Source organism: Streptomyces sp. NPDC096324, from assembly GCF_044763015.1.
Taxonomy (GTDB): Bacteria; Actinomycetota; Actinomycetes; order Streptomycetales; family Streptomycetaceae; genus Streptomyces.
The window spans coordinates 21,671-43,191 of sequence record NZ_JBIWFK010000028.1 but is presented as its reverse complement, the minus strand read 5'-3'; the positions used below and the strand labels follow the sequence as shown (position 1 = coordinate 43,191).

The following is a 21,521-nucleotide window of genomic DNA, read 5'->3' as shown; positions in this document are numbered from 1 at the left end:
CGTTGGAGCGACACCGCCCACCAGCCGGAAACCGTCGCCCTACCGCCCCCGCCCAGGGAGGAGAACAGGAAGCCACCTCTGCACTGTTCGCCGGCGCCATGGGCGCGTACAAGCATCCCGCGAGTCCGGTGGCAGCCTGCGGCGCTGGCTGGGAACATTGGTTATGGCGTCATGTGTGGTCTAGGAGCACGTCATGCCCCCCTTCCTTCTCGCTCGGAAGGACAGAAAGACATCTCCCCTGTGCACCTCTTCTTGGCCGCCTCGGCACCCGCGGATGAAGCCACCGAGGAAGAGGTAAGGCCCGGGAGCCAGGGTGCTCGTCGGCCAGCTTTCAATAGGCGCTGAAGCTGCATCCCTCGTGTGGGGTCAGCTGGACGAGAGAGCGCTGCGGATGGGGCCGAGATCACGGTCACCGACGTCGGCAATTCAAAAGACCCCGTGTGCGAGGACCGGCAGGCCGCTGCCGAGTTCTGGACCCGGTGTTCCAAGGCCGTCCGTGAGCGGAAGTGGGGTGGTTACCTGCCTAACCCCACACGAACCCGGAGGTGAATCCCTCATCATGATGACCGTAGTTGCTGGGTTTACCGGCGCATCGGAATCTTTGATCAAGTCAGTCGGATTCAACCTTGTGGCCGCTATCGCATTAGCCATCGTCGTTTGCATGATGGTCGTTCCCGCTGCGCGAGCTCTACTCAAAAAGCGGGCTTGCTCCGACGGATCGCCGGCCCGGCGTCAACGGTGCGTGCGCGGCACGGTGGAGGACGAAAAAGGTACTCCCCTCAACGGAGTCCGTGTGGACGTGTTCGACCGCGATATCGGCGCGCAGCGTGAGCGGCTGGGTGGACAAATCAGCGGCGCGAACGGGGATCCCGGCACTTTCGAGGTCCGCTACAGCGCTTCCGACTTCGCTTCCGGAGAGGGGGAACCGGAGCAACGCACCATCGCGGAACTCGTCTTCGAGCTCGCTTTCGAGGATCGCGACCGACTCGATTTCACCCTTGTGCGACTCCCGACACACGAAGGCCAGGAGTTCGCGAAAGGGGGCCCCGTCGAGCCGATGGAGCAGCGGCTCGGCGTCCAGGCCCGCGATGACGAAGTGCTCAGGATCGTCGTGCACGGCGTCGAACCACCCCCCGGCCCCTCGGAGTACGAGCGTCTGATGACGGCCCTTCGTCCGCTCACTGACACGTTGCCGCTACGGGACTTCGACGAGGACAAGACACAGGCCATCAGCTTCGCGGCCCGTGAGATCGGCGTGGATCGCGTGCTCGTCGATCAGCTGGTGACCGCACACCGGCTTGCCGCGCTCCCGCTCGGCCAGGACTTCCCGCCACATGTCTTCTACGGGCTGGTCAGGCTGCTTGGGATCACTGATCTGCGGGGGCTGGTAGCGCGTCCTGTGACCGCGTTGGGCGCTGCCCTGGAGCAGGCCGTTGCGGACCGGCTGATCCCTGCCGTCGACAACCCGCAGGGAGTGGCAGAGAGCCTTCAGGCAGCGGGGGCTCATTACCGGTTGGACCTGCCGGGAACCGACACCGAGACCCTCGACCAGGCTCTGCGTCCCGTCATCCCCGATGCGGCAAAGCGGATGGAGATCGCTCTGCTGGGCGTCAACCATCAGGGGTCCGCGGACGCTTTCTGGCGGCAACTCGCGGATCAGGACTCCAGCCTGTCCACACCTCGTGTCCAGTACGCGATCCAGCTTGCCAACCTCTCAGACAAAAATCCGGAGTTGGTCACCGCGCTGCGCGCTGCGGTCCCAGAGGCCGACTCAATGCGCACCCTCACCCTCGGCCTTGACGACGAGCGGCTGGAGAAGGCCATCGCGTCTAGCTGCGCCCTGTCACGTCTCGACCCCGAGGACGACGCCCAGGCCCGGTTGCGTATCCAATCTCAGATCCGCTGGCTCCTGGAAGCCTCCCATCCGACGTCCGTCGTCGCCCGCCTGGCAGGGGACTGGGCCGCAGAATCGCCGGAGAACGTATCGCCCGATACGGCGAAACTCCTTGAGAGGGCAGTGCGTAGAACCGATTTCGAGCTCGCCACCGACGACATCGAAGAACTGGTCGCCCGGGAGTCCGCCAAGCTGTTCCCGGGCACCGTGGACGGTCGAAGCCGTGCCGACGCCGTCGAAGGACTGCTGAGGCTGCAACGCCTGTTCCGGGTGAGCATCGGCACCCGGACCGCCGAACTGCTGGCAACCGGCATCACTCCGGAGGGCCGGCCGTACCTGGGGGCTGCAGACATCGCCCAGTACGGCAAGAAGACGTTCCTCGCCAGCTTCGGCTCGTCGACTACCGGGACTGAGGAGACGCACCTCGCCCTGGGGCGGGTGTACGACCGGGCGCGGGTGGTGGCGAACACCGTCGCCACCTTGATGGTCGCCCACCATCAGGACGCGTACGACGCCAAGCCCCTCTGGGCACGCAACGGAAGCAAAGCAGCGGGCACCGGCACAGGCGACGATGAGGACGACGCCGGAAACGAAGGATCTGTCACGCCTGCCGGCTCTTGGACCGACTTCTTCGGCAGCGTCGAGACCTGTGAGTGCGACGAGTGCCGCTCGCTCACGGGTCCCGCCGCGTATTTCGTCGCCCTCCTCCAGTACCTCGACAAGCGGTGCGAGCCCAATGGGGACGGAAAAACTCCCGCAGATGTGCTGATCGGGAACGCCGCGAAGAACGAGCCTGGGCTGCGCCCAGATCTACCCCACATCAAGCTCACCTGCCAGAACGTGAACACCACCCTCCCCACCATCGACTTGATCAACCAAATCCTCGAGAGTCAGGTGGCGTTCGGGCAAGCGTTGCCGCTCAAGACGGACGCGGATGGCATGTTGATCCAGCCACCAGACCCCGACCCCAACGAGATGTCTCCCGGCGCGACGGATCGGGTGCTGGAGGCTGGTCCCGAACATCTCATTCAGAAGGCATACGACCTGCTCTCCAGCGCCGACTATCCGATGTCGCTGCCCTACAACCGGACCCTGGCCACGGCGCGGGTCTACTTCGCACAGGCGGGCACCAGCCGGGCCGACGCCCTGAGACTTTTCCGATCCGATGCCGATGACGTGATCGCTGCCGAGACGCTGGGCCTTCTACGACGGGACTTCGAGATCCTCACCGGGCGCAGCTTCCAAGAGACGGATCCCGCCCAGGCGGTGAGTGCGGCAAGACTCTTCGGAGGCACCACGCTCGCCCAACCTGTCACTGCCCGGGCGATTCTTACCGCTTTTGGTCTCTCCTTCGAGGAACTTGTTGCCCTGCTGCGGACCCGCTTCGCTGGCGGCCTCGTCCCCGATGCGGACGACGGCAGTATCGCAGCCCGACTGCTCATCAACGTCGACCAGTTGAAGGCTCTACGCGCGGCGGGCTACGTCGTCGAGCCGGATTCCGGCACCGCCGCCTTCCTCGAAGCCGGTGGACTGACGGCTGAAGACGTCCGCGACTTCGTCGAAGGCCTGGGCGCGCGTTTCGAAACAGCCCTGTTCCTTGACCCACCCGCATCCTGTGACCCCGACAAACTTCAGATCCGCAGGCTCGACGGCGGTGACATCCTCGAAGGGCCGTGGCTGCGCCTACATCGCTTCGTTCGGCTGGCCCGCCGCATGGAAATAGGATTCGACGACCTCGACGTCGCCCTTGCAGCGGTCACGGACGACGACGATCTGGCCGCCTTCGCATTCAGCCCGGAGACCCTCCGGCGTCTGGCCTCCCTTGCAGCGCTGCGCACCTCTTTGAACCTGGACTGGCCAACCGTCGCGTCGCTCGTCGCCGACATCGCGACGCACGGTCCTCACTCCCTCTACGATCGGTTGTTCGTGGACCCCGGTCTCACTCTGTCCCAGCCTGGCTTCCGGCGGAACAAAGACGGAATCGTCCTGCCGACCCAGGACTCCATGCCCCTCGAACAGGGGCTTGCGGTGCTGGCCGCGGCGTACGGGTTCACGCCCGAGGACCTCGCCGCCGCAGCGGTCCTCCTAAAGATCGACCACGTGACCCTTGCGACGGCCTCGATGCTGTACCGGGTGACGCTTCTGGCCACCTCCCTCAGCGTGCCCCCGAGGGAGGTCGTCGTACTGACGCTAATTCACGCTGCCAGCCGGACCACGGACACCAAGCCGGACTGGCAGCAGCACCCTGAGGTGTTGGCTGGTTTCCTGGAGTGGGCACGGCTGATGCTGGGCGCCGGCCTGTCAGCCGACCTGCTCACGGACCTGACCTCCCCGCCCAAAGCACCGGACGGCTTGACCGACACGCTTCGCGAGAAGCTGTGGCACGATCTCGACCAGGCGCACGCGACCACCGACGAGAGGGACGCCCGGGAGAAGATCGAAGAACTGGCCCGTAAGCAAGGCGGCTCGGCGTTCCAAGAACCTGAGCTCGCCGCACGGCGCCGGGCCCGATCCGCGTATCGTGATGATCTCGTCGCAAAGGTCCTGGCGCCTGTGTGCGGATCAAACCCCGTGACCGTGGCTGAGCTGCTTGCTTCGCTACCCGTGACGCTCCACAACCTGCGGTACACGATGGCTGCGACGGCCGAGAACAGAGCCAACGCCGAGAAGCTCCTTACCGGCATCGGCCGGATCGAGCGGCTTCGGATGACCCTCGGGCTACCCAAAACCGAGTTCGCCGCCGCTGTCACCTGCGGGAAGCGTTCATCGACGCAGGCTCTGAAAGCGGTCCTGACCGTGAAGGATCGCTCCGCCGTCCTCAATGTGGTCGAGGACTCCGCACTCTTCGTTGACTTGTCCGCTAGCACGCTCCGACCGGCAGCACTGGCCACAGCCGTCCTCGCGCTGCACGCCGACAGCACGAACTGGCCCGCGAAGGCCGTTGCGGCCTCCGCCGACTGGCTGCGCGTGGAGGAGGACCTCGTGGCGCAGACCGTCCAGGCCGGGCTTCCCGGGCTGGACGGTGCAGGAGCTCGCAACCATCCCCTCAGAGCCCTTTCCACCTTGCGGCATTGTCTGCTGACGGCGTCGCGGCTCGGGCACACCCCCAGCCAGGTCCCACAACTGCTGGACGAACCGCTCGCCCAGCAGCCGCTGAGCGGTCTCATCCGCGGGGTCGCCTCCGGGTTCTCACCGTCGAGCTTGCCCGAGATCGCAAGACAGCTCGCCGACCCGATCCGGGAGAGCAGCCGCGACGCGCTCGTCGCCTATCTACTCCACCGCGACGGTCTTCAGGACAGCGGGAAACTCTTCGAGAAACTGCTCGTGGACACCGGGATCAGCCCATTCGCCCTCACCTCACCGATACGGCAGGCCATATTTGCCGTCCATACCTTCGTCCAAAGGTGCCAACTCAATCTCGTGAAAGGCGTTAACCCAGCCCAACTCGACCTGGACGAATGGCAGGTCCTGCAGAGCAAGCCGCTGTTCACTGCCCAGCAGGAGACCCTGCTCTATCCCCACTGGCTGCTCAACCCCTCGTGGCGGGACAACAAGTCGGTCCTCTTCAAGGCAGAGGAGGCGGCTCTGCGACAGACGGACGCCACCGCCTCAGGAACCGTCCAGTCGTTCAGCCGCTACCTCGCCGGACTGTCCGAGGTCGCCACCTTGGAGGTGTGCGGCACCTTCCTGCAGACCGAGTTCGAGTGGCCGGAGAAGGGCCGGTTCACCTCCGTCCTGCACGTCGTAGGACGCACCCGGTCCAGTGCCACACGCACGTACTACTACCGGCGGCTCAACGTGGGCCAGCACTATCGTGAGTGGACTGACTGGGAGCCCGTCGACGTCGGCATCCAGGGTGTCGAACAGGACCGCACGGAACCCCGCACCACCGACGCAGACGCCGAGCTCGTCGCCCCCGGCGTCCATCTGCTCCCCGTGATCTGGCGGGGCCAAGTGTACCTGTTCTGGCCGACGTTCGTACGCAAGTCGGAGGGCAAAGGACAGCCCGCCGATGTGGATGTCAATCATCCGAAGCTCAAGGCGGAGCTGCCTCGCCCATACTGGGACGTCAAACTGTCTTGGACCCACCGTGAACCGGCTGGGTGGGCGCCTAAGCAGCAGTCGAGCGCGCTGGTGGAAACCTGGTGGCGTGACACATCTTCGTGGATTGCGACGCTCGTGGACGCTCCGAAGCTGCCCGATCCCAACACATTCGTCCTGAAGGCGTATGCGGACCAGAAGGGCCTTACCGTCGCTCTGTGTACCCGGGACGACGCCAGCTCCCCGGAACGGCGGTTCGCCTTCGTCTTCGACAGCGCAACGAGCGAGGTCCATGCGGAGTTCGCCTCCGGCGCGGAGACCGGGGACCATCCGCAGTTCACGTCGTCAAACGACGTCCTAGGTCGCTACCAAGGCGTCAGGCTGACAGGAGCGGTAAGTGCCGTAGCCGACCCGGTGGAACATCCGGCGGGTGACGTCCTATTCACTGCCCAGAACCCAGTCACTCTGGTCACACTCAATCAGGGATTCGGGGACAAGCTCCAGGCGCCGCTGTTCATGGACCTGGGGGACCGCGCCTACTTCGGTGCGACACGGGAGGGGGCGACGGGGTACATCGTGCTGTACCAGCCGCCACCACCGGCCTCACTGCTCACCAGCGGAAACAAATCCCGGCTGCTGGAGACCGCCGCCTGCGCGCCTCTTCTGGGAGCGGGCCCCCCCACCAATCCGTGGTGGATGGAGAAGGCCTCGGCGATGGCCGCGTACGCCCGAACTCAGCTGCAGTCCACCGTCATGTCCGACGGTTATCGTTCCGCTGTCCTTGCTGCCGGCGGGGAAACCGGGCTCAGTGCTGTTCTGACAGGTCTCGACCGGCCCGGAGTCGAGACCGCTCTGCCCCTCGTCATCCCGCCGATGCTCCAGTTCGGGCACAAGGCTCTGGACCTGGCCGTCACACCCTTCTCGCACCCCCTCGCTGGAGAGTTCCAAACGGTGCTGCGCCGCGAGGGCATTCACGCCCTGCTAACGCCCGAAACACAACAGCGCACCCTCAGCCCCTCCGACATCTTCGCATCCCGTTGTCCGCCCGACCCGCGCCGAACGACCTGCCCGGCAAAAGAAGGAGTGGACTTCGCGTCGGACAGCCCCTTCGGCAACACTAATTGGGAGATCTTCTTCCATCTGCCCGACTTGATCAGACAGCGGCTTGCCGACAACAAGCAGTTGGACGCCGCGTACGACATGCAGCGCACCTTCTTCGACCCGCTGGGCGGCTCAGCGGACCCCGACGAGGCCTGGCGATTCCTGCCGTTGCGCGAGGCCGCGCCTGTGCGCCTGGAGGACATGCTGAACAAGCTTTCCCTCCCAGCTGGCGATCCCGAGCGGGAAGCTGTGGAGGCGCAGATCGAAGTGATGAGGGAGTATCCGTTCCAGGCTCATCGCATTGCACGGCTGCGGCCCCTGGCATACAAAAAGTGGGTCGTGATCGAGGCGATCAGGCTCCAGCTCGCCATCAGCCGGGAGTTCCACGCCCAGATCCCCAATCCGGAGGCGTTCAATCGTGCCTTCCAGCCGTGCCTGCTCGCCAAGGCCCTGCTCGGGCCACGGCCCGAGACCGTGCGGCAGCGGGCCTCGATGGCGCCCCGCAGTTACGCCGAGCTGGCCCCTGACCTGAACTCGCTCGGCAATGTCCTGCTCACGGCGGAGAGCAAACTGGCTCCCCTGGCGGCCGCCTCCGGCCCCGTGAGCGATGCGGCAACCAACAGCCAGGCCGCAGGTCTGGTGCAACTCGGTGCGATCGGCTACTTCGGCATTCCGCCAGACCGCAAGCTGCTCGCGCTGTGGGATGAGGTGGAAGACAGACTCTTCAAGCTGCGCCACAGCATGACGTTGGACGGCGAGCAGATACAGCTGCCGCTCTTCCCGCCACGGATCGACCCCGCCGTACTGGCTGAGGCGGTCGGATCGGGGCTGAGCATCGACCAGGTGCTCGACGAACTCGGCGCGACCCGGCTCCCGCAGCGGTTCCAAGCCGCCTGGCGCGAGGCCACGGCCGACGCACAGCGGCTGATCACGATTGGCGACGCACTGTTGGCCGCCGAGGAACAGTACGACAGCGAGACATTGGCTCACACCCGTGCCGTACAGGAACAGGCCATGGCCTCCATGATCCTCTCGGTGCGGGAGAAGCAGCACGCCGTGGCGAGCAGCGAGCAGTTGGAGGCTTACGCCCAGCGGGACGAGCACCTCCAGGAGTGGAACCACTTCCGGGAACTGCTTCGGCTGGATCCTCCGCGGGACCCGTCGAAGGTGTTCTTCACCGTTGCGCGCCGGAAGCTGGACATGGTGGCATCTGACGAGATCTCGTTTGAGGACCTTCAGGTCATTCCTGGTCTGGTGAGTCCGGTGCTCACCGCCGCGGGGGCAGTGGCCGGGGGCCCGGCAGTCGCGGGGGTGGCCCATGCCGCCGTTGAGGCGCTCGACGAGTCTGTGGGCGGGACGACGATGGCGCCCGGAACGATCCTTGAGGAGGAGAAGCAGGAGCTGCAGGAATCGTTCAAGGCCGTCAAGCTCACCTTCGAGTCGGCGGCGCTGGACACCCTGGCCGCGGCTGTGGGGGTTATCCCGAACTTCGAAGGTGCGGTCAAGCCTTTCGGCGCCGGCGCGGCGATTCACTTTGGCGGCCAGGCGCTGGCTGCGGTGGCCCGTGCCGCCGCAGGCAACAAAAATACGGCCGCCGGCATGCACCGGTTCCTCGCCCAGGTGTACGGGAAGCAGGCAGGCCTCGTCCTGCGCGAGCGTGAGTGGGTGGAGGGCCTGAATCGCGCCGCTCACGCCGTTCGGGAGGCGGACCTGCGTATCGCGACCGCCGCGCTGCGTATCGCCTCGCAGAAGGCGGAGTTCGACACCCAGGAGCAGGCGCTCAAGAACGCGGCCGAGATCCAGGCCTTCCTGGAGGACAAGTTCACCTCTGCCGAGTTGCACGACTGGCGCCGACAGCATCTGCGCGAACTGTTCCGGCGCTCGTGCGAGGTGGCCATGGAGAGCTTCGAAGCTGCGACGGGAGCGTACCGGTGGCAGCGGGAGTGGTCGGACTTCGCCACGCTGCCACGGGTGAGCAAGCCTGCCTCGGCGCGGGATGAACTGCTCTTCGGTCATGACCTGATGACATGTCTGCAAGAGCTCAACCGCAGGTTCCAGGCCTCGGAAGTGGTGGGACCCCAGGCCGTCCACCGTTTCTCGCTGCGGGAGATCAACGCGCTGGCCCTGTACGACCTGCGTGAACACGGCGAGGCCACCTTCGACCTCGCGGAGGTGCTGTTCGACGTCGACCACCCCGAGCACTACGACCGGCGGATCAAAGGCCTGCAGGTGTCTGTCCTGTGCAACCGCGGTCCGCTCATGGGGACAGGCGGCACGCTCACCCTCAAAAGCAGCCGGCGACGCAGGGAACCGGGCAAGAGTCCCGAGAGTGACCCGCTGCTGGGAACGAACTCGATCTCCCTGAGTACGGGGCAGAACGACTCCGGCACGTTCGAGGTCAACCCCGACTTGTACCAGCCCTTCGAGGGCATGGGCGCCGACTGCACCCTGCACCTGAGCCTGCCGAAGAACTTCCGCAGGTTCCCTTCCCGGGAGATCAGCGATGTTGTCCTCACTCTCCAGATCGTGGCTAAGAGCTCAGGCGACACCAGCCGCGCCGAGGCGATCCGTGACAGCCTCAACGCACTGCTGGAGTATGGCAAGGCCAAGAATAAGGGCGTCTTCCGGCTGATCAGCATGCGCCACGAGCGGACGGCCGACTGGGCCCGGTTCCAGGCGGCCGGGACGGTGGAATCCACGGTGGGGGTCGAAGACCTGTCGTTCTTCATGCGGGACACAGGTGCGCGCGTCGACCCCAAGGTGACACAGGTGTGGGCCTTCCCTCTTCCCCGCGGGAAGCCCGCGTCGGACACCAGCGTGGCGTTGAACCGTTCCGGGACCTCGGACGACTGGACGCTGCCCGCGGCCGCGGCCGGCGAGCAGTTCCCGAAGGACACCACCGAGGACATTCTGCTGCTGGCCTGCTTCTCCCTCTAGTGGACGGCCGTCATGGAACGCTCGAAGACATCCGCCCAGCCGCCCGAGACCAAGCCGCCGGGCGCAACTCCCCCACCGGTGCCGGAGGTGACATTGCCGAAGGGCGGTGGCGCGATACGGGCCATAGGGGAGAAGTTCACGGCCAATCCCGTCACGGGCACCGGTTCCGTCAGTGTCCCCGTATCCGTCAGCCCGGGCAGGGCGGGCTTCGGTCCCGCCCTGTCTCTTACCTACGACTCCGGTAGCGGCAACGGGCCCTACGGCCTCGGCTGGTCGATCAGCACACCGCACATCCAGATCAAGACCCAAGACGCCCTGCCCCTCTACGAGCCGGCCGCCCCAGACGCCCCGGACGCCGACGTCTACGCGCTCTCCGACGCCGAGGACCTCGTGCCGGAGCTGACCGCCGACGGCACACGCCACTGCGACACGACGACGGATCCCCGGTACGTGATCCACCGCTACCGGCCACGGGTCGAGGGCCTGTTCGCACGGATCGAACGGTGGACCCGCGTACGGGACGGCGTCGTGCACTGGCGGAGTCTGTCCGCCGACAACGTCCTGACTCTCTTCGGCGCGGACCGCAGCTCGCGCATCGCCGAGCCCGGCCATCCCGAGCGGGTCTTCTCCTGGCTGATCAGCGAGGCCCGGGACGACCGCGGAAACGCCGTCGTGTACACGTACAAATGCGAGGACGGTGAGGGCATCGACGCCACCGCTCCGCACCAGTTGGGGCGCGGCCCAGCCGTCGACTGCCGCCGGAGCGCGAACCGCTACCTCAAGCGCATCCGCTACGGGAACCGGATCCCGCTCCTCGACAGCAACGGCAGCCGACAGCCCCGGCTCGTGCCTGCGCGCATCGCCGCCGCGAAGTGGCTCTTCGAAGTCGTCTTCGACTACGGCGAGCACGATGAAAAGGCGCCCACGCCCGAGGAGACCGGCGACTGGGCTCTGCGTGATGACCCCTTCTCCTCCTACCGGGCAGGATTCGAGGTGCGGACGAACCGTCTGTGCCGCAGAATCCTGATGTTCCACCGGTTCCCGCTCGACGGCGAACCCGCCGTCCCCCGGCTCGTGCGGTCCACGGACCTCACGTACACAACCCCGGTGAGCGGTGCACGAGCGTGCGGGGCCACCGCCCCCTACGCCTGTCTGTGCGCCGTCACCCACAGCGGTTACGACCGACGCGAAGGCGGATACCTCAAGCGCAGCATGCCGCCGGTGGAGTTCGGGTACACGGCGCCCGTCGTCGACCCGGTCGTCCACGACGTGGACCGCGACCTGCTCGAAGAGCTGCCCGTCGGCGTCGACGAGACCCGGTACCGGTGGACGGACCTGCACGGAGAGGGCATGCCCGGCATCCTCAGCGAGCAGGACGGAGGTGCCTGGTACTACGCCCGCAATCTGAGCCCCGCCAGTGAGCGGACCGTGGACTTCGGGCCCCCAGAGACGGTACCGGCGGTGCCCAATGTGTCGCTTGCCGACGGCTCGGTGCGCTTCTGCGATCTGGAGGGTAACGGCCTGCCCGACCTCGTCCTGTTCGACGGTCCGTATCCCGGCTCGTACGAGCACGAGCGCACCGGAGAGGGCTGGGGACCGTTCCGGCCCTTCGTCCACCATCCCAACCGGCCGGTCCTCGGCTCCGACGCACGATTGGTCGATCTGGACGGGGACGGCCGCGCCGACCTCCTCATCACCGAGTCGGACTCGCTGGTCTGGTACCCGTCCCTGGGCGAGGGCGGTTTCGGCCCCCCGTACCGCCGCACGACCTCGCTCGACGAGGAACAGAGCCCCCGCCCGCTGTTCACCGACGGCGCCGAGTCCCTGCATCTCGCGGACATGAGCGGAGACGGGCTGTCCGACGTCGTCCGGATCAACGGGTCCGGTGAGATCTGCTACTGGCCCAATCTGGGCCGCGGACGCTTCGGTGCCAAGGTGGTGATGGACGCGGCGCCCGTGTTCGACGAGCCGGACCGGTTCGACCCCCGGAGGCTGCTGCTCGTCGACATCGACGGCTCCGGCACCACCGACCTCGTCTATCTGCACGGAACGGGTCCCCGGCTCTACTTCAACCAGTGTGGCAACGGCTGGAGCAGTCCGTCCCTGGAACTTGCCTCGTTCCCCGTGACCGATTCCTCGTCCTCGGTCACGGTCGTCGACGTCAGGGGAAACGGAACGGCTGCCCTGGTCTGGTCGAGCCCCCTGCCTGCCGCGGCCGCCCGTCCGATGCGGTACGTGGACCTCATGAGCGAGGGCAAACCCCATCTGCTCAACCGGATCGTCAACAACCTCGGGGCCGAGACCGCCATCTCATACGCCCCGTCGGGCAAATTCTTCCTCCGCGACCGACGGGCCGGCCACCCGTGGGTGAGCAGGCTCCCGTTCCCCGTCCACGTCGTCGAGCGGGTGGAGACGCACGACGCGGTCAGCGGGAACCGGTTCGTGAGCCAATACGCCTACCACCACGGCTGCTTCGACGGTGAGGAACGGGAGTTCCGCGGCTTCGGCAGAGTCGATCAGATCGACACCGAGCACATCCGCGCCCTCACCAATCCGGATGCGCCAGAGACTGGCCCCCCAGCTGCGGGCGGCGCCCGCGAGGAGGACGGGACCACGGACTGCGCGCCCGTGCTGACGCGCACCTGGTTCCACACAGGCATCTACCTGGACCAGGAGCGCGTCTCACGCGTCTTCGCACACGAGTACCACCAGGACGGGTACCTGCTGGACGACACTGTGCTGCCTGACGGGCTCGCACAGGAGGAGGTCCGCGAGGCGTACCGGGCCCTGAAAGGATCGATGCTGCGCCAGGAGGTGTATGCCCTCGGCGGCGACGGCCCCTGGACGGCCGACACCGAGCCGACCGGCCCCCCTCATCTCGTCGAGGAACAGAACTTCACGGTCCGCCTGCTGCAGGGCCGCCAAGGTAACCGTCACGCCGTCCTGATGCCTCACCCCCACGAGACGCTGACATGCCACTTCGAGCGAAGCCCCGACGACCCGAGGGTCGCCCACTCGCTGACGCTGGAGACCGACCGCTACGGCAACGTCCTGAAGGAGGCCGCCGTCGGTTACGGCCGCGACCCAGGTCGTGCCGTGGAGGAGCAGCAGACGAAGACACTGATCACGTACGCGGAACATGAGGTCACGAACGCTGTCACCGACCTCCCGCACGTCTACCGCACCCCGCGCCCGGCGGGGACCCGCACGTATGAGCTGACCGGCTACTCCGCCACCGGTGCCGCCGGTCTGTTCTGCGCAGCCGACTTCGTCGAGGACTCGGCGGCGGACGCGGAGGTCAAGATCCTGCTCTGCGAGGGGGACGTCGATTACCAGGACGAGCCCGCGGGCGGGCGTCGGCGCCGCCTGGTCGAGCATGTCCGTACGCTGTACCGCCCGGACGACATGGGCAAGGCGGGCGGCGACGACCCGCTCTCGCTGCTGCAACACAAGCAGTTGGAGCCTCTCGCCCTGCCCGGTGAGAGTTATGAACTGGCCTTCCCCCCGGGACTGGCGGCGTTCCTCTATACATCTCCCGACTGCGCCGTTCTGCCGCCGGCCGCGGTCATATTTCAGGGCAGCAGCGGTGACCAGGGCGGCTATGTCGACCTCGACGGCGACGGCGGCCGGTGGATCCCGACAGGCCGGATCCTCTGCTCACCCGCGACGGCCGACACCGCGGTACGGGAACTCGCCTACGCTCGCGAGCACTTCTTCCCGTCACTACGACATCTCGACCCGTTCGGACACACGACGACGGTCACGTACGACGCGTACGACCTGCTCGTCCAAGAAACCCGCGACCCGCTCGGCAATCGGATCACCGTCGGCGAACGCACTCCGGCCGGTACCGTCGATCCAGATGTACCGGGCTACGACTACCGCGTCCTGCAGCCCCGCGTCGTCACCGACGCCAACGGCAACCACGCCGAGGTCGCCTTCGACGCTCTCGGACTGGTGGTCGGTACGGCGGTGTACGGGAAACGCGGCCAACTGGTCGGCGACACCCTGGACGGCTTCGATCCCGACCCTGATGAAACGCTCCTGCGCGATCATCTATCTGACCCCCTCACCGACCCTCACGCTCTGCTGGGCAGCGCCACGACGAGGCTGGTGTACGACCTCTTCGCGCACGTCCGCACGGGCGGCCGGGACCCTGCGGTCGTCTACACGCTGGCCCGCGAGCGCCACGCCCGGGACACAGACGGCGCACATACCCCGATCCAGCACACCTTCGCCTACAGCGACGGCTTCGGCAGACAGATCCAGCAGAAGGCCCAGGCCGAACCCGGGCCCGTACCGCGCCGGAATCCCGACGGCTCGATCGTCGTCGCCGCGGACGGCCTCCCTGAGATGACGGCGGCAGACGCATACCCTCGCTGGGTCGCCAGCGGCTGGACCGTCTTCAACAACAAAGGCAGCCCAGTCCGCAAGTACGAGCCATTCTTCAGCCACACCCATCGCTTCGAGGCGGACGTGCGGGCGGGGGTGAGCCCGGTGTTCTTCTACGATCCGCTCCAACGCGCCGTTGCCACGCTGCACCCCAACCACACCTACGAGAAGACGGTCTTCACCCCGTGGCAGCAGACCACGTATGACGTCAACGACACCGTCGCCCCGCACGCCACCCAGACCGACGTCCCGCACGAGACGGGCGATCCACGCACCGACGCTGACATCGCCATCTACACCGCCCGCTACTTCGCCTCACAGCCGGCCACCTGGCAGACGTGGCTCGCAAGCCGCGGTGAGGGCAGCGCCCTCGGAAAGCCGGAACAGGAAGCCGCGACGAAGGCCGCCGCGCACACGGACACACCGGCCGTCCTGCACCTCGACAGCCTTGGACGCTCCTTCCTGACACTTGCGCACGCAGGCTTCCAGCCCGATGGCAAGCCCATCCTGCTTCGCACCCGCCTGATCCTGGACATAGAGGGCAACCAGCGGGCCGTTTACGACGCGCGCGACCGATTGGCCGTCAGGGACGCCTACGACCTGGCCGGACGCCGCGTCCGGACCGAGAGCATGGAGGCCGGACGTCGTTGGACACTGCCGAACGTGTTCGGCAACGACATCCGCGCCTGGGACAGCCGGGGCCACGCTTTCCGCACCGAGTACGATCCACTGCGCCGCCCAGTCCGCCTGTACGTCGCCGGAAGCGATTCCGCGTACCCGAATCGAGAACTACTGGCCGAGCGTCTGGTGTACGGCGAAGAACATCCGAACGGCACGGATCACAACCTCGCCGGCCGCCTCTGGTTGCACCTCGACCAGGCGGGCCTTGCCACTGTCGAAGCCCACGACTTCAAGGGCAACGTCCTGCGGACCACACGGCATCTGGCCCTGGAATACAAGGAGCCCCTGTCGTGGCAGGCGATGAGCACTCTGGACCCCGCCGCCCTGGAAACGGCCCTCGTACCCCTTCTGGAAACAGAGCCCTTCACAAACCAGGTCTCGTACGACGCCCGCAACCGCCCGACCACGATGACAGCGCCCGACGGCAGCATCACCATCCCCTGCTACAACGCGGCCGGACTGCTGGAACAGATGGACGTACGGCACGGGACCGTCACGGAACGTGTAGTTGAGAACATCGACTACGACGCGAAGGGCCGCCGTACCCGCGTGGCATACGGGAACGGTGTCATCACGGACACCACATACGACCGCCTCACCTCCCGCCTGGCCTCCCTGCTCAGCACACGCCCCAATACCAAACTGCAGAGCCTGAACTACACATACGACCCAGTCGGCAACCTCACATACATCCGGGACGACGCGCAGCAAACCCTGTTCTTCCGCAACCGGTGCGTCGAACCTCACGCGGAATACACGTACGACCCGCTCTACCGCCTAACCTGTGCCACCGGCCGCGAGCACTTGGCCCAAGGAATGAGGGTCCCCCACTCCCCCGATGACGCGTTGCGCATCCGACTGCCCCACCCGATGGACGGCAGCGCCACCGGCCGCTACTGCGAGACGTACGAGTACGACGCGGTGGGCAACCTCCAGGCGATGCGGCACCACGACAACTGTCCCGGAGCGCAGTCGTGGGCGCGCACGTACAACTACCGCGAGCCCAGCCTGCTTGAGGCGAACTCGTTCAACAACCGCCTGACAAACAGTGAAGTCGCAACCACGACGGAGCCGTACACCTACGACGCACACGGCAACATGACGTCGATGCCTCACCTGCCCCTCATGGAATACGACTTCCACGACCAGTTGCGGATGACACAACGCCAGTCGGAGAACGCACCCGGTTCGATCGGAAACCGAACGTACTACGTCTACGACGCGGCCGGCCGACGCGTGCGCAAGGTGACAGAGACGGCCATGGGCGTCCCCGTGGACGAGCGCGTCTACCTCGGCGATTTCGAGACCTACCGTCGCCACGCGGGCCCGTACACCGGGCTCCTCCGAGAGACCCTCCACGTCGCGGCCGCCGAGCAGCGCATCGCCTTGATAGAAACCCGAAACGCGATAGACGACGGCACCCCGAAGACCTTGACGCGCTATCAGCTCGGCAACCACTTGGGCTCCGCAACCGTAGAACTGGATGCCGAAGCCAAGATCATCACCTATGAGGAGTACACCCCCTACGGGAGCACATCCCTCCAGTCCACCCGCAGTGCAGCCGAGACCCCGAAGCGGTACCGCCACACTGGGAAAGAACGAGACGAGGAAAATGGCCTCAACTATCACGGCGCCCGCTACTACGCACCCTGGCTGACTCGCTGGACGAGTTGCGACCCGGCCCGACTGGTCGACGGGCCACATCCCTACCAGTACTGCCGGAACAATCCGGTCTGCTTCGTCGACCGCGACGGCTACCAGACCTGCGATCCCACTGTGGCGAGCTGCCCACCACCGGTCAGCCCTCAGGAGGCCGAAACCAAGACCAGCAGCGTCGTCGAGCAGACAAACGAGGAAAACCGAAAATTCCTCACTGCCGTGGCGACCGGCGAGGCCAAGCTACCGAACTACACAGCCGAGACGTTCATGGCCAACATCGATACCGCGCTCAAGAACGCCTCGACCCCAGAGACCCGTATGGCGCGCGAGGTCGAGATGGCAGCGGCTGAGCGCGACGCGCTCTACGCAGCCGAGCAGAAGGCGGCCGCGGAAAAACAAGCCAGGATCGACCAGGACCGCCCAGGCACTGCGGCCTCGCTCGTACCCGTGCTTGGGGAACTCGGCGACGCCGCAGCCTACTTCAAGCATGGCGAGATCGGCTGGGGCACCGTGCACTTCGCCATGGCTGTAGGCGACATCGCCCCAGTCAAGGCGCTCGGCCGCGGCGGTCTCAAAGCGGCCGCCAAGCTCCTGGCCCGGGAGAGCATCATCGAGGTCGCTGGAAAGGGCGGACGCGGCTGGATCCGCTACGGCGGCCTGGACAAGCTGGGCCGCAGCACAGGCGCAGCTGCCTACCTGACACCCGAGATGGTGAACACCGGTACATCGGCCGCCAATTGGCTGACGCCCGCCGGCTTCCTCGGAGGGGCTGCCGGCCACGAACGGGGCCACCTAATAGCTCGCTTGCTGGGCGGCACAGGAAAGGATCTTCGCGGCCTCGCCACCATCGAGAAGTACGCGAACAGCCCGATCATGAGCGGGTGGGAAAGGAAGGTCCAAGTGGCCCTGGATGCGGGTGAGTCCGTGAAGTACACCGTCGTGCCGGTATACCGGGGGGCCGAGCGCGTCCCGATCGCCTTGACAATTCGGGCGCAGGCGACAGGCGGACTGGACGAGTTCGTGTCCATCCTCAACATTCCGAAGTAGCCCGGTTCCCGGCAGAAGCGTCCTTCACTCTCGTTCCGGCCCGCGCGCGACGGATCGACGTGCGCTTGAGCCGGTTGATCCCGCACTCGACCGCGTGCCGGGCCTTGTAGTCCTCACGGTCGACGCCAGTGAAACGCTGACTCAGTCAAAGGAAGACTCGGAGAACGAGGAGAAGAGCCAGGCCTCGCTGGTCAACTACTGGACCGACGAGAAAGGCCTGATGCACGTCGTCAATCGTTCCGCTGACCCACTTACGGAGGCACTCGTCTATATAGTTGTCAAGCAAGCGGACCTGACACCCAACTATGGAGATCCAGAATGGAAATTCTGGAATCAAGTCGGCCTCTACGCAGTGATTATTGACACGATCGACCCTTGCTCGGGAATCTCAATCTCTGCGACGGACGTCACGGAAGGATACGCCTCCGACTCGGCACCCATCGAAGAACCAGTTAATTCCAGCACATCTGTAGGGATGATCAATTTCGTCGACAGCAACGGGGTGCCGTGGGTGCGAACCGACGGACACCTCATCAAGGAGTCAGAAAACACGGATAGAATCTTTTTGAGGATGTCAAAGGAACACAACGCCAAAGCAGCCATGCTGAAGAATCAGCGTGCTGTCGAGCCTATTAAATCTTGTTCCGACCCATCGAAATAGGTCAACGGCGAACGTTCCGCCGCGACGGGCCTACGGCCAAGGCTTCGGCCTAGTCAGCCCTGGTTCGGTTTGTGACGGTTCGTTTGATCGGTGGGCGTCCCTGAGGCAGGACAGGCACGGACTTCCAAGGTCATGGAGTTCTCTACGCCCCGTGACCTGCCTGGAAGACCGTGCTTGCCGACGCATCATTGCCGGTTCCGCCTGCCCTTGACCAGCTCCGCGAGCAGCCCAGCGTCGGGCCCGGGGAGGTGGCGGGCCTGCTGGAACGGCTCGGTGTGCGCCCGATCTGATGCTGCCCAGGCGGCTGGTGCCAGCCGAGGCAACGGTGCGCCGCCTGCTCTCGCACGTGGACGGCGACCCCCCTGGATCGGACGGTAGACGGCTGGCTCGCCGACCGCTGCCCCGCCGGCTCCGGGTTGCGAGGACTGCGTCCGCGACACCGCCTTCGCCGAGGACGCCTCCCAACTGCGGACAGGCAATGCACCCCGTGCGATGGCGACCTGGCGCAATCTCGCCATTGGCGCCATGCGGCTGGGCGGCGTCAAGAACATGGCCGCCGGTCTCCGCTGCAACACACGCAACGCCTGCCGCCCCCTCGCGTTCTCGGCCTCGCATGATCACAAACCGGACGTCATCCAGTCTTTGTCAAAGCCCTGAGTCCGACGGCTGAGGTTCATCTACTCTGCCGTCATGGCATGCAGGGTATGTGGACTCGATGGGCACAACAATCGCACATGTCAGGGTGAACACCCCACGTGTCCGAACTGTGGTAAGCCGACGGCCAACATGAGCGACTACTCCGAGCGACATGACAGCAATTACTGCTCTCCGTTTACCTCTTCCGATTACTGGGGTGACGCGCGGTGACAGCGCTTGTCTGTACAGGGTGTGACGATCCCGTCGAGAACGCGACTGACTGGGACGACGATTCTCAGATGTGCAGCGCTTGTTTTGAAGTCAGCGGCGGCCCCACGTACTGCTGCGGCGTTATGTACGACGATGGTGAAGACACCTGTAGGAGTTGCGGCGACCCGCTTTAAAGAGACCGTTGTGCTCCCACGTTGCGTCGCGGGCCTGCGACGCAACGCCCGCGATCCCCGATGGCCCCTCGCACTCCTCGGCCTCGGGTGATCACAAATCGGATGCAACGTGACTACGCCGAGGCCCTGGCTGTTAGCCCCTGTCGAAAGGTTCGCTCCCAGCTTCTCCGCTGTCTCGGCTCTGCCACAGGTCGCCTCCCTCGTACTTGCTCCGGAGCAGGGGAATCACCCCGCTGGGAATGCGGAACCCCTTCGCCCAGGAAGGGTCGGCGGCGGGGCCGTAGACGGTGGTGAGCAGGAAGAGAGCGCCTCCTCGGCCGCACACCAGCTCATGGCGCTGGAGCGCAAGGGCTTCCTGCGGCGCGACCCGCACCGGCCGCGCGTACGAGGTGCGGGGCTCGGACCAGTCCTCGGTGCAGCCGACGGACACGGCGGGCAAGCCGGCCGCGTCCTACGTACCGCTCGTCGGCCGTATCGCCGCCGGTGGCCCGATCCTCGCCGAGGAAGCGTGCCGCCGACCAGTCATCGCTCTGACCGCGCTGCCTGTCGGCTACCGCACCGGACTGGTCCCCCGCCGCGCCCTGGATCTGTTCAGGGCGCGTCGCCACCGAGCACCACCGCGGGCGTGCCGTGCAGGCGTTGTTGGACGCCCTCGCTGCTTGAGGTAAAGACTCCGGGGTTCTAGTCAGCTGGACTGTCCGGCCATACGAGGCGCAGGACGACCGTCCGGGCCACTCCGGCGTCCCGCATCGCTTGAACGCGGTGCTGGCCGTTGATGAAGCCGTTGCTGATGTAGTCGTCTCCGGAAGGCTGGATGGCGACGGGCGGGCAGTACAGGGAATAGAGCGCTGCTCGTTCCCACTTGCTCGCGCCGGCCGCAGCAGCGTAGGCATCGGCGTATCGCCTCATGTCTTCCGCTTTCACGTCCTCGTCTCGCGCGCGCGAGAGCGCGGTGAGCGCCATGTCGTTGACCCGGTGCCAGTCGCCCGAGTGGTACCAGCAGCAGCTCGGCCGCAAGAGACGGTCTGTCCAGCTCCGCGACGATGCAGCGGCCGGGCTGTTGGACATGCAGTCTTCGCGGAACGGGTGGGACTGCGCCAAGCGGTGCAGCTCGATCACCTCGAACCGCGGTTCCCGTTCTGCTTCCGGCTCGGGCGGCACGTATCCCTCGCCGCGGTCTTCAGCGACCGGTCCGCCGAGCAGGTGCACGATCTGCTCCGTGCTGATCGTGCACCAGTGCGGCTGGTGCAGCTGATGCTGCTCGCTCTCGCCGAAGGTGACCAACTGGAAGTCCGGTTCTTCGCCGAACGCGCCCGGGAACTGTCGCTGGATCCACACCGGCGGCAGTTCCTGGCCGGGGCAGTGCTGCTGCCACACCAATGCTGCACACGACTCGGCCTCATTGGTCAGGCTCGGGCTCTCATCCTCGGCCTGGGTTGCCACCGCCACCGCCCGCTGTCCCGGCGCCGTGAATAGCTGCAGCCGAAACGACGTGCGCCCCGCACGGAACATATGGTCGTCGACGGTGCGCTCACGCGGAGCGGCCAAGCGCAGCGCTTCCGCGACCATTGCGGCACAGCTGCTCGAAGCGGCAGCCCCGGAGCGGGTAGGCGGCGTTTCCTGCGATGGATCGTCCATGCCGCCATCATCGCCTTCGAGGGCCCCGCCAACACCTCGATTTGCACTGGCCAGGGCTCTTACGTGTCGTGTGTCCGCCACTGGTGGAAGAAGGTCTGTCCCGGCCCGGCACCGAGATGAAGGGGGATGTCGGCGAGCAGGGTGCCGACGTCGATGCTCTGCCCGGACTTCACAACACTGAAGCCCTGCCGCGTGTAGTAGGGCCCCAGAGCGCGTGTGGTGTCGAACTCGTCGAACAACAGGGTGCAGTCCAGCTGCCAATACACCTGGATGCACCGTGCGATCAGCGCGGCCCCGATCCCGCGACTGCGGGCATCCCAGCCACGGCGACCGCTTTACGCTTGGCGTACACCAGCATCGGCATCAGGATTTGCTGCCTTGTGACCGGAAGCCGGGCGAGTCCGGAGATGACCGTGCCCGAGGGGACACC

At 66.1% G+C, this 21,521-nt stretch carries 5 protein-coding genes and 1 pseudogene; 4 read left to right on the top strand and 2 right to left on the bottom strand.

The window, feature by feature from the left end:
• Positions 1-793: 793 nt before the first annotated feature.
• The 4 genes and pseudogenes from ACIQ7M_RS39900 to ACIQ7M_RS39885 form a co-directional block, all read left to right on the top strand.
• The gene (locus tag ACIQ7M_RS39900; protein ID WP_403653762.1) at positions 794-9,973 is read left to right on the top strand and encodes a neuraminidase-like domain-containing protein; all 9,180 of its coding nucleotides are present in this window, start codon (positions 794-796) and stop codon (positions 9,971-9,973) included.
• A 12-nt stretch (positions 9,974-9,985) separates the two neighbouring features.
• Entirely contained in the window at positions 9,986-17,752 is a 7,767-nt protein-coding gene (locus ACIQ7M_RS39895) for a SpvB/TcaC N-terminal domain-containing protein (protein WP_403653759.1), read from the top strand.
• Positions 17,753-17,846: 94 nt separating this feature from the next.
• On the top strand, positions 17,847-18,413 hold the full coding sequence (locus ACIQ7M_RS39890; protein ID WP_403653756.1) for a hypothetical protein: 567 nt from the start codon (positions 17,847-17,849) through the stop codon (positions 18,411-18,413).
• A gap of 1,344 nt (positions 18,414-19,757) precedes the next feature.
• Positions 19,758-19,962: pseudogene (locus ACIQ7M_RS39885) on the top strand (LexA family protein); the annotation flags it as partial.
• Between the two features lie 172 nt (positions 19,963-20,134).
• On the opposite strand, the gene ACIQ7M_RS39880 reads toward ACIQ7M_RS39885, so the two are convergent.
• Positions 20,135-21,091 (bottom strand): hypothetical protein, encoded by a 957-nt coding sequence (locus tag ACIQ7M_RS39880; RefSeq protein WP_403653753.1) that lies wholly within the window; start codon positions 21,089-21,091, stop codon positions 20,135-20,137.
• 59 nt (positions 21,092-21,150) lie between these two features.
• Positions 21,151-21,357 carry a hypothetical protein gene (locus ACIQ7M_RS39875; protein WP_403653750.1) on the bottom strand — a complete coding sequence of 69 codons (207 nt, stop codon included), beginning with the start codon at positions 21,355-21,357 and terminating at the stop codon, positions 21,151-21,153.
• Positions 21,358-21,521: the final 164 nt, after the last annotated feature.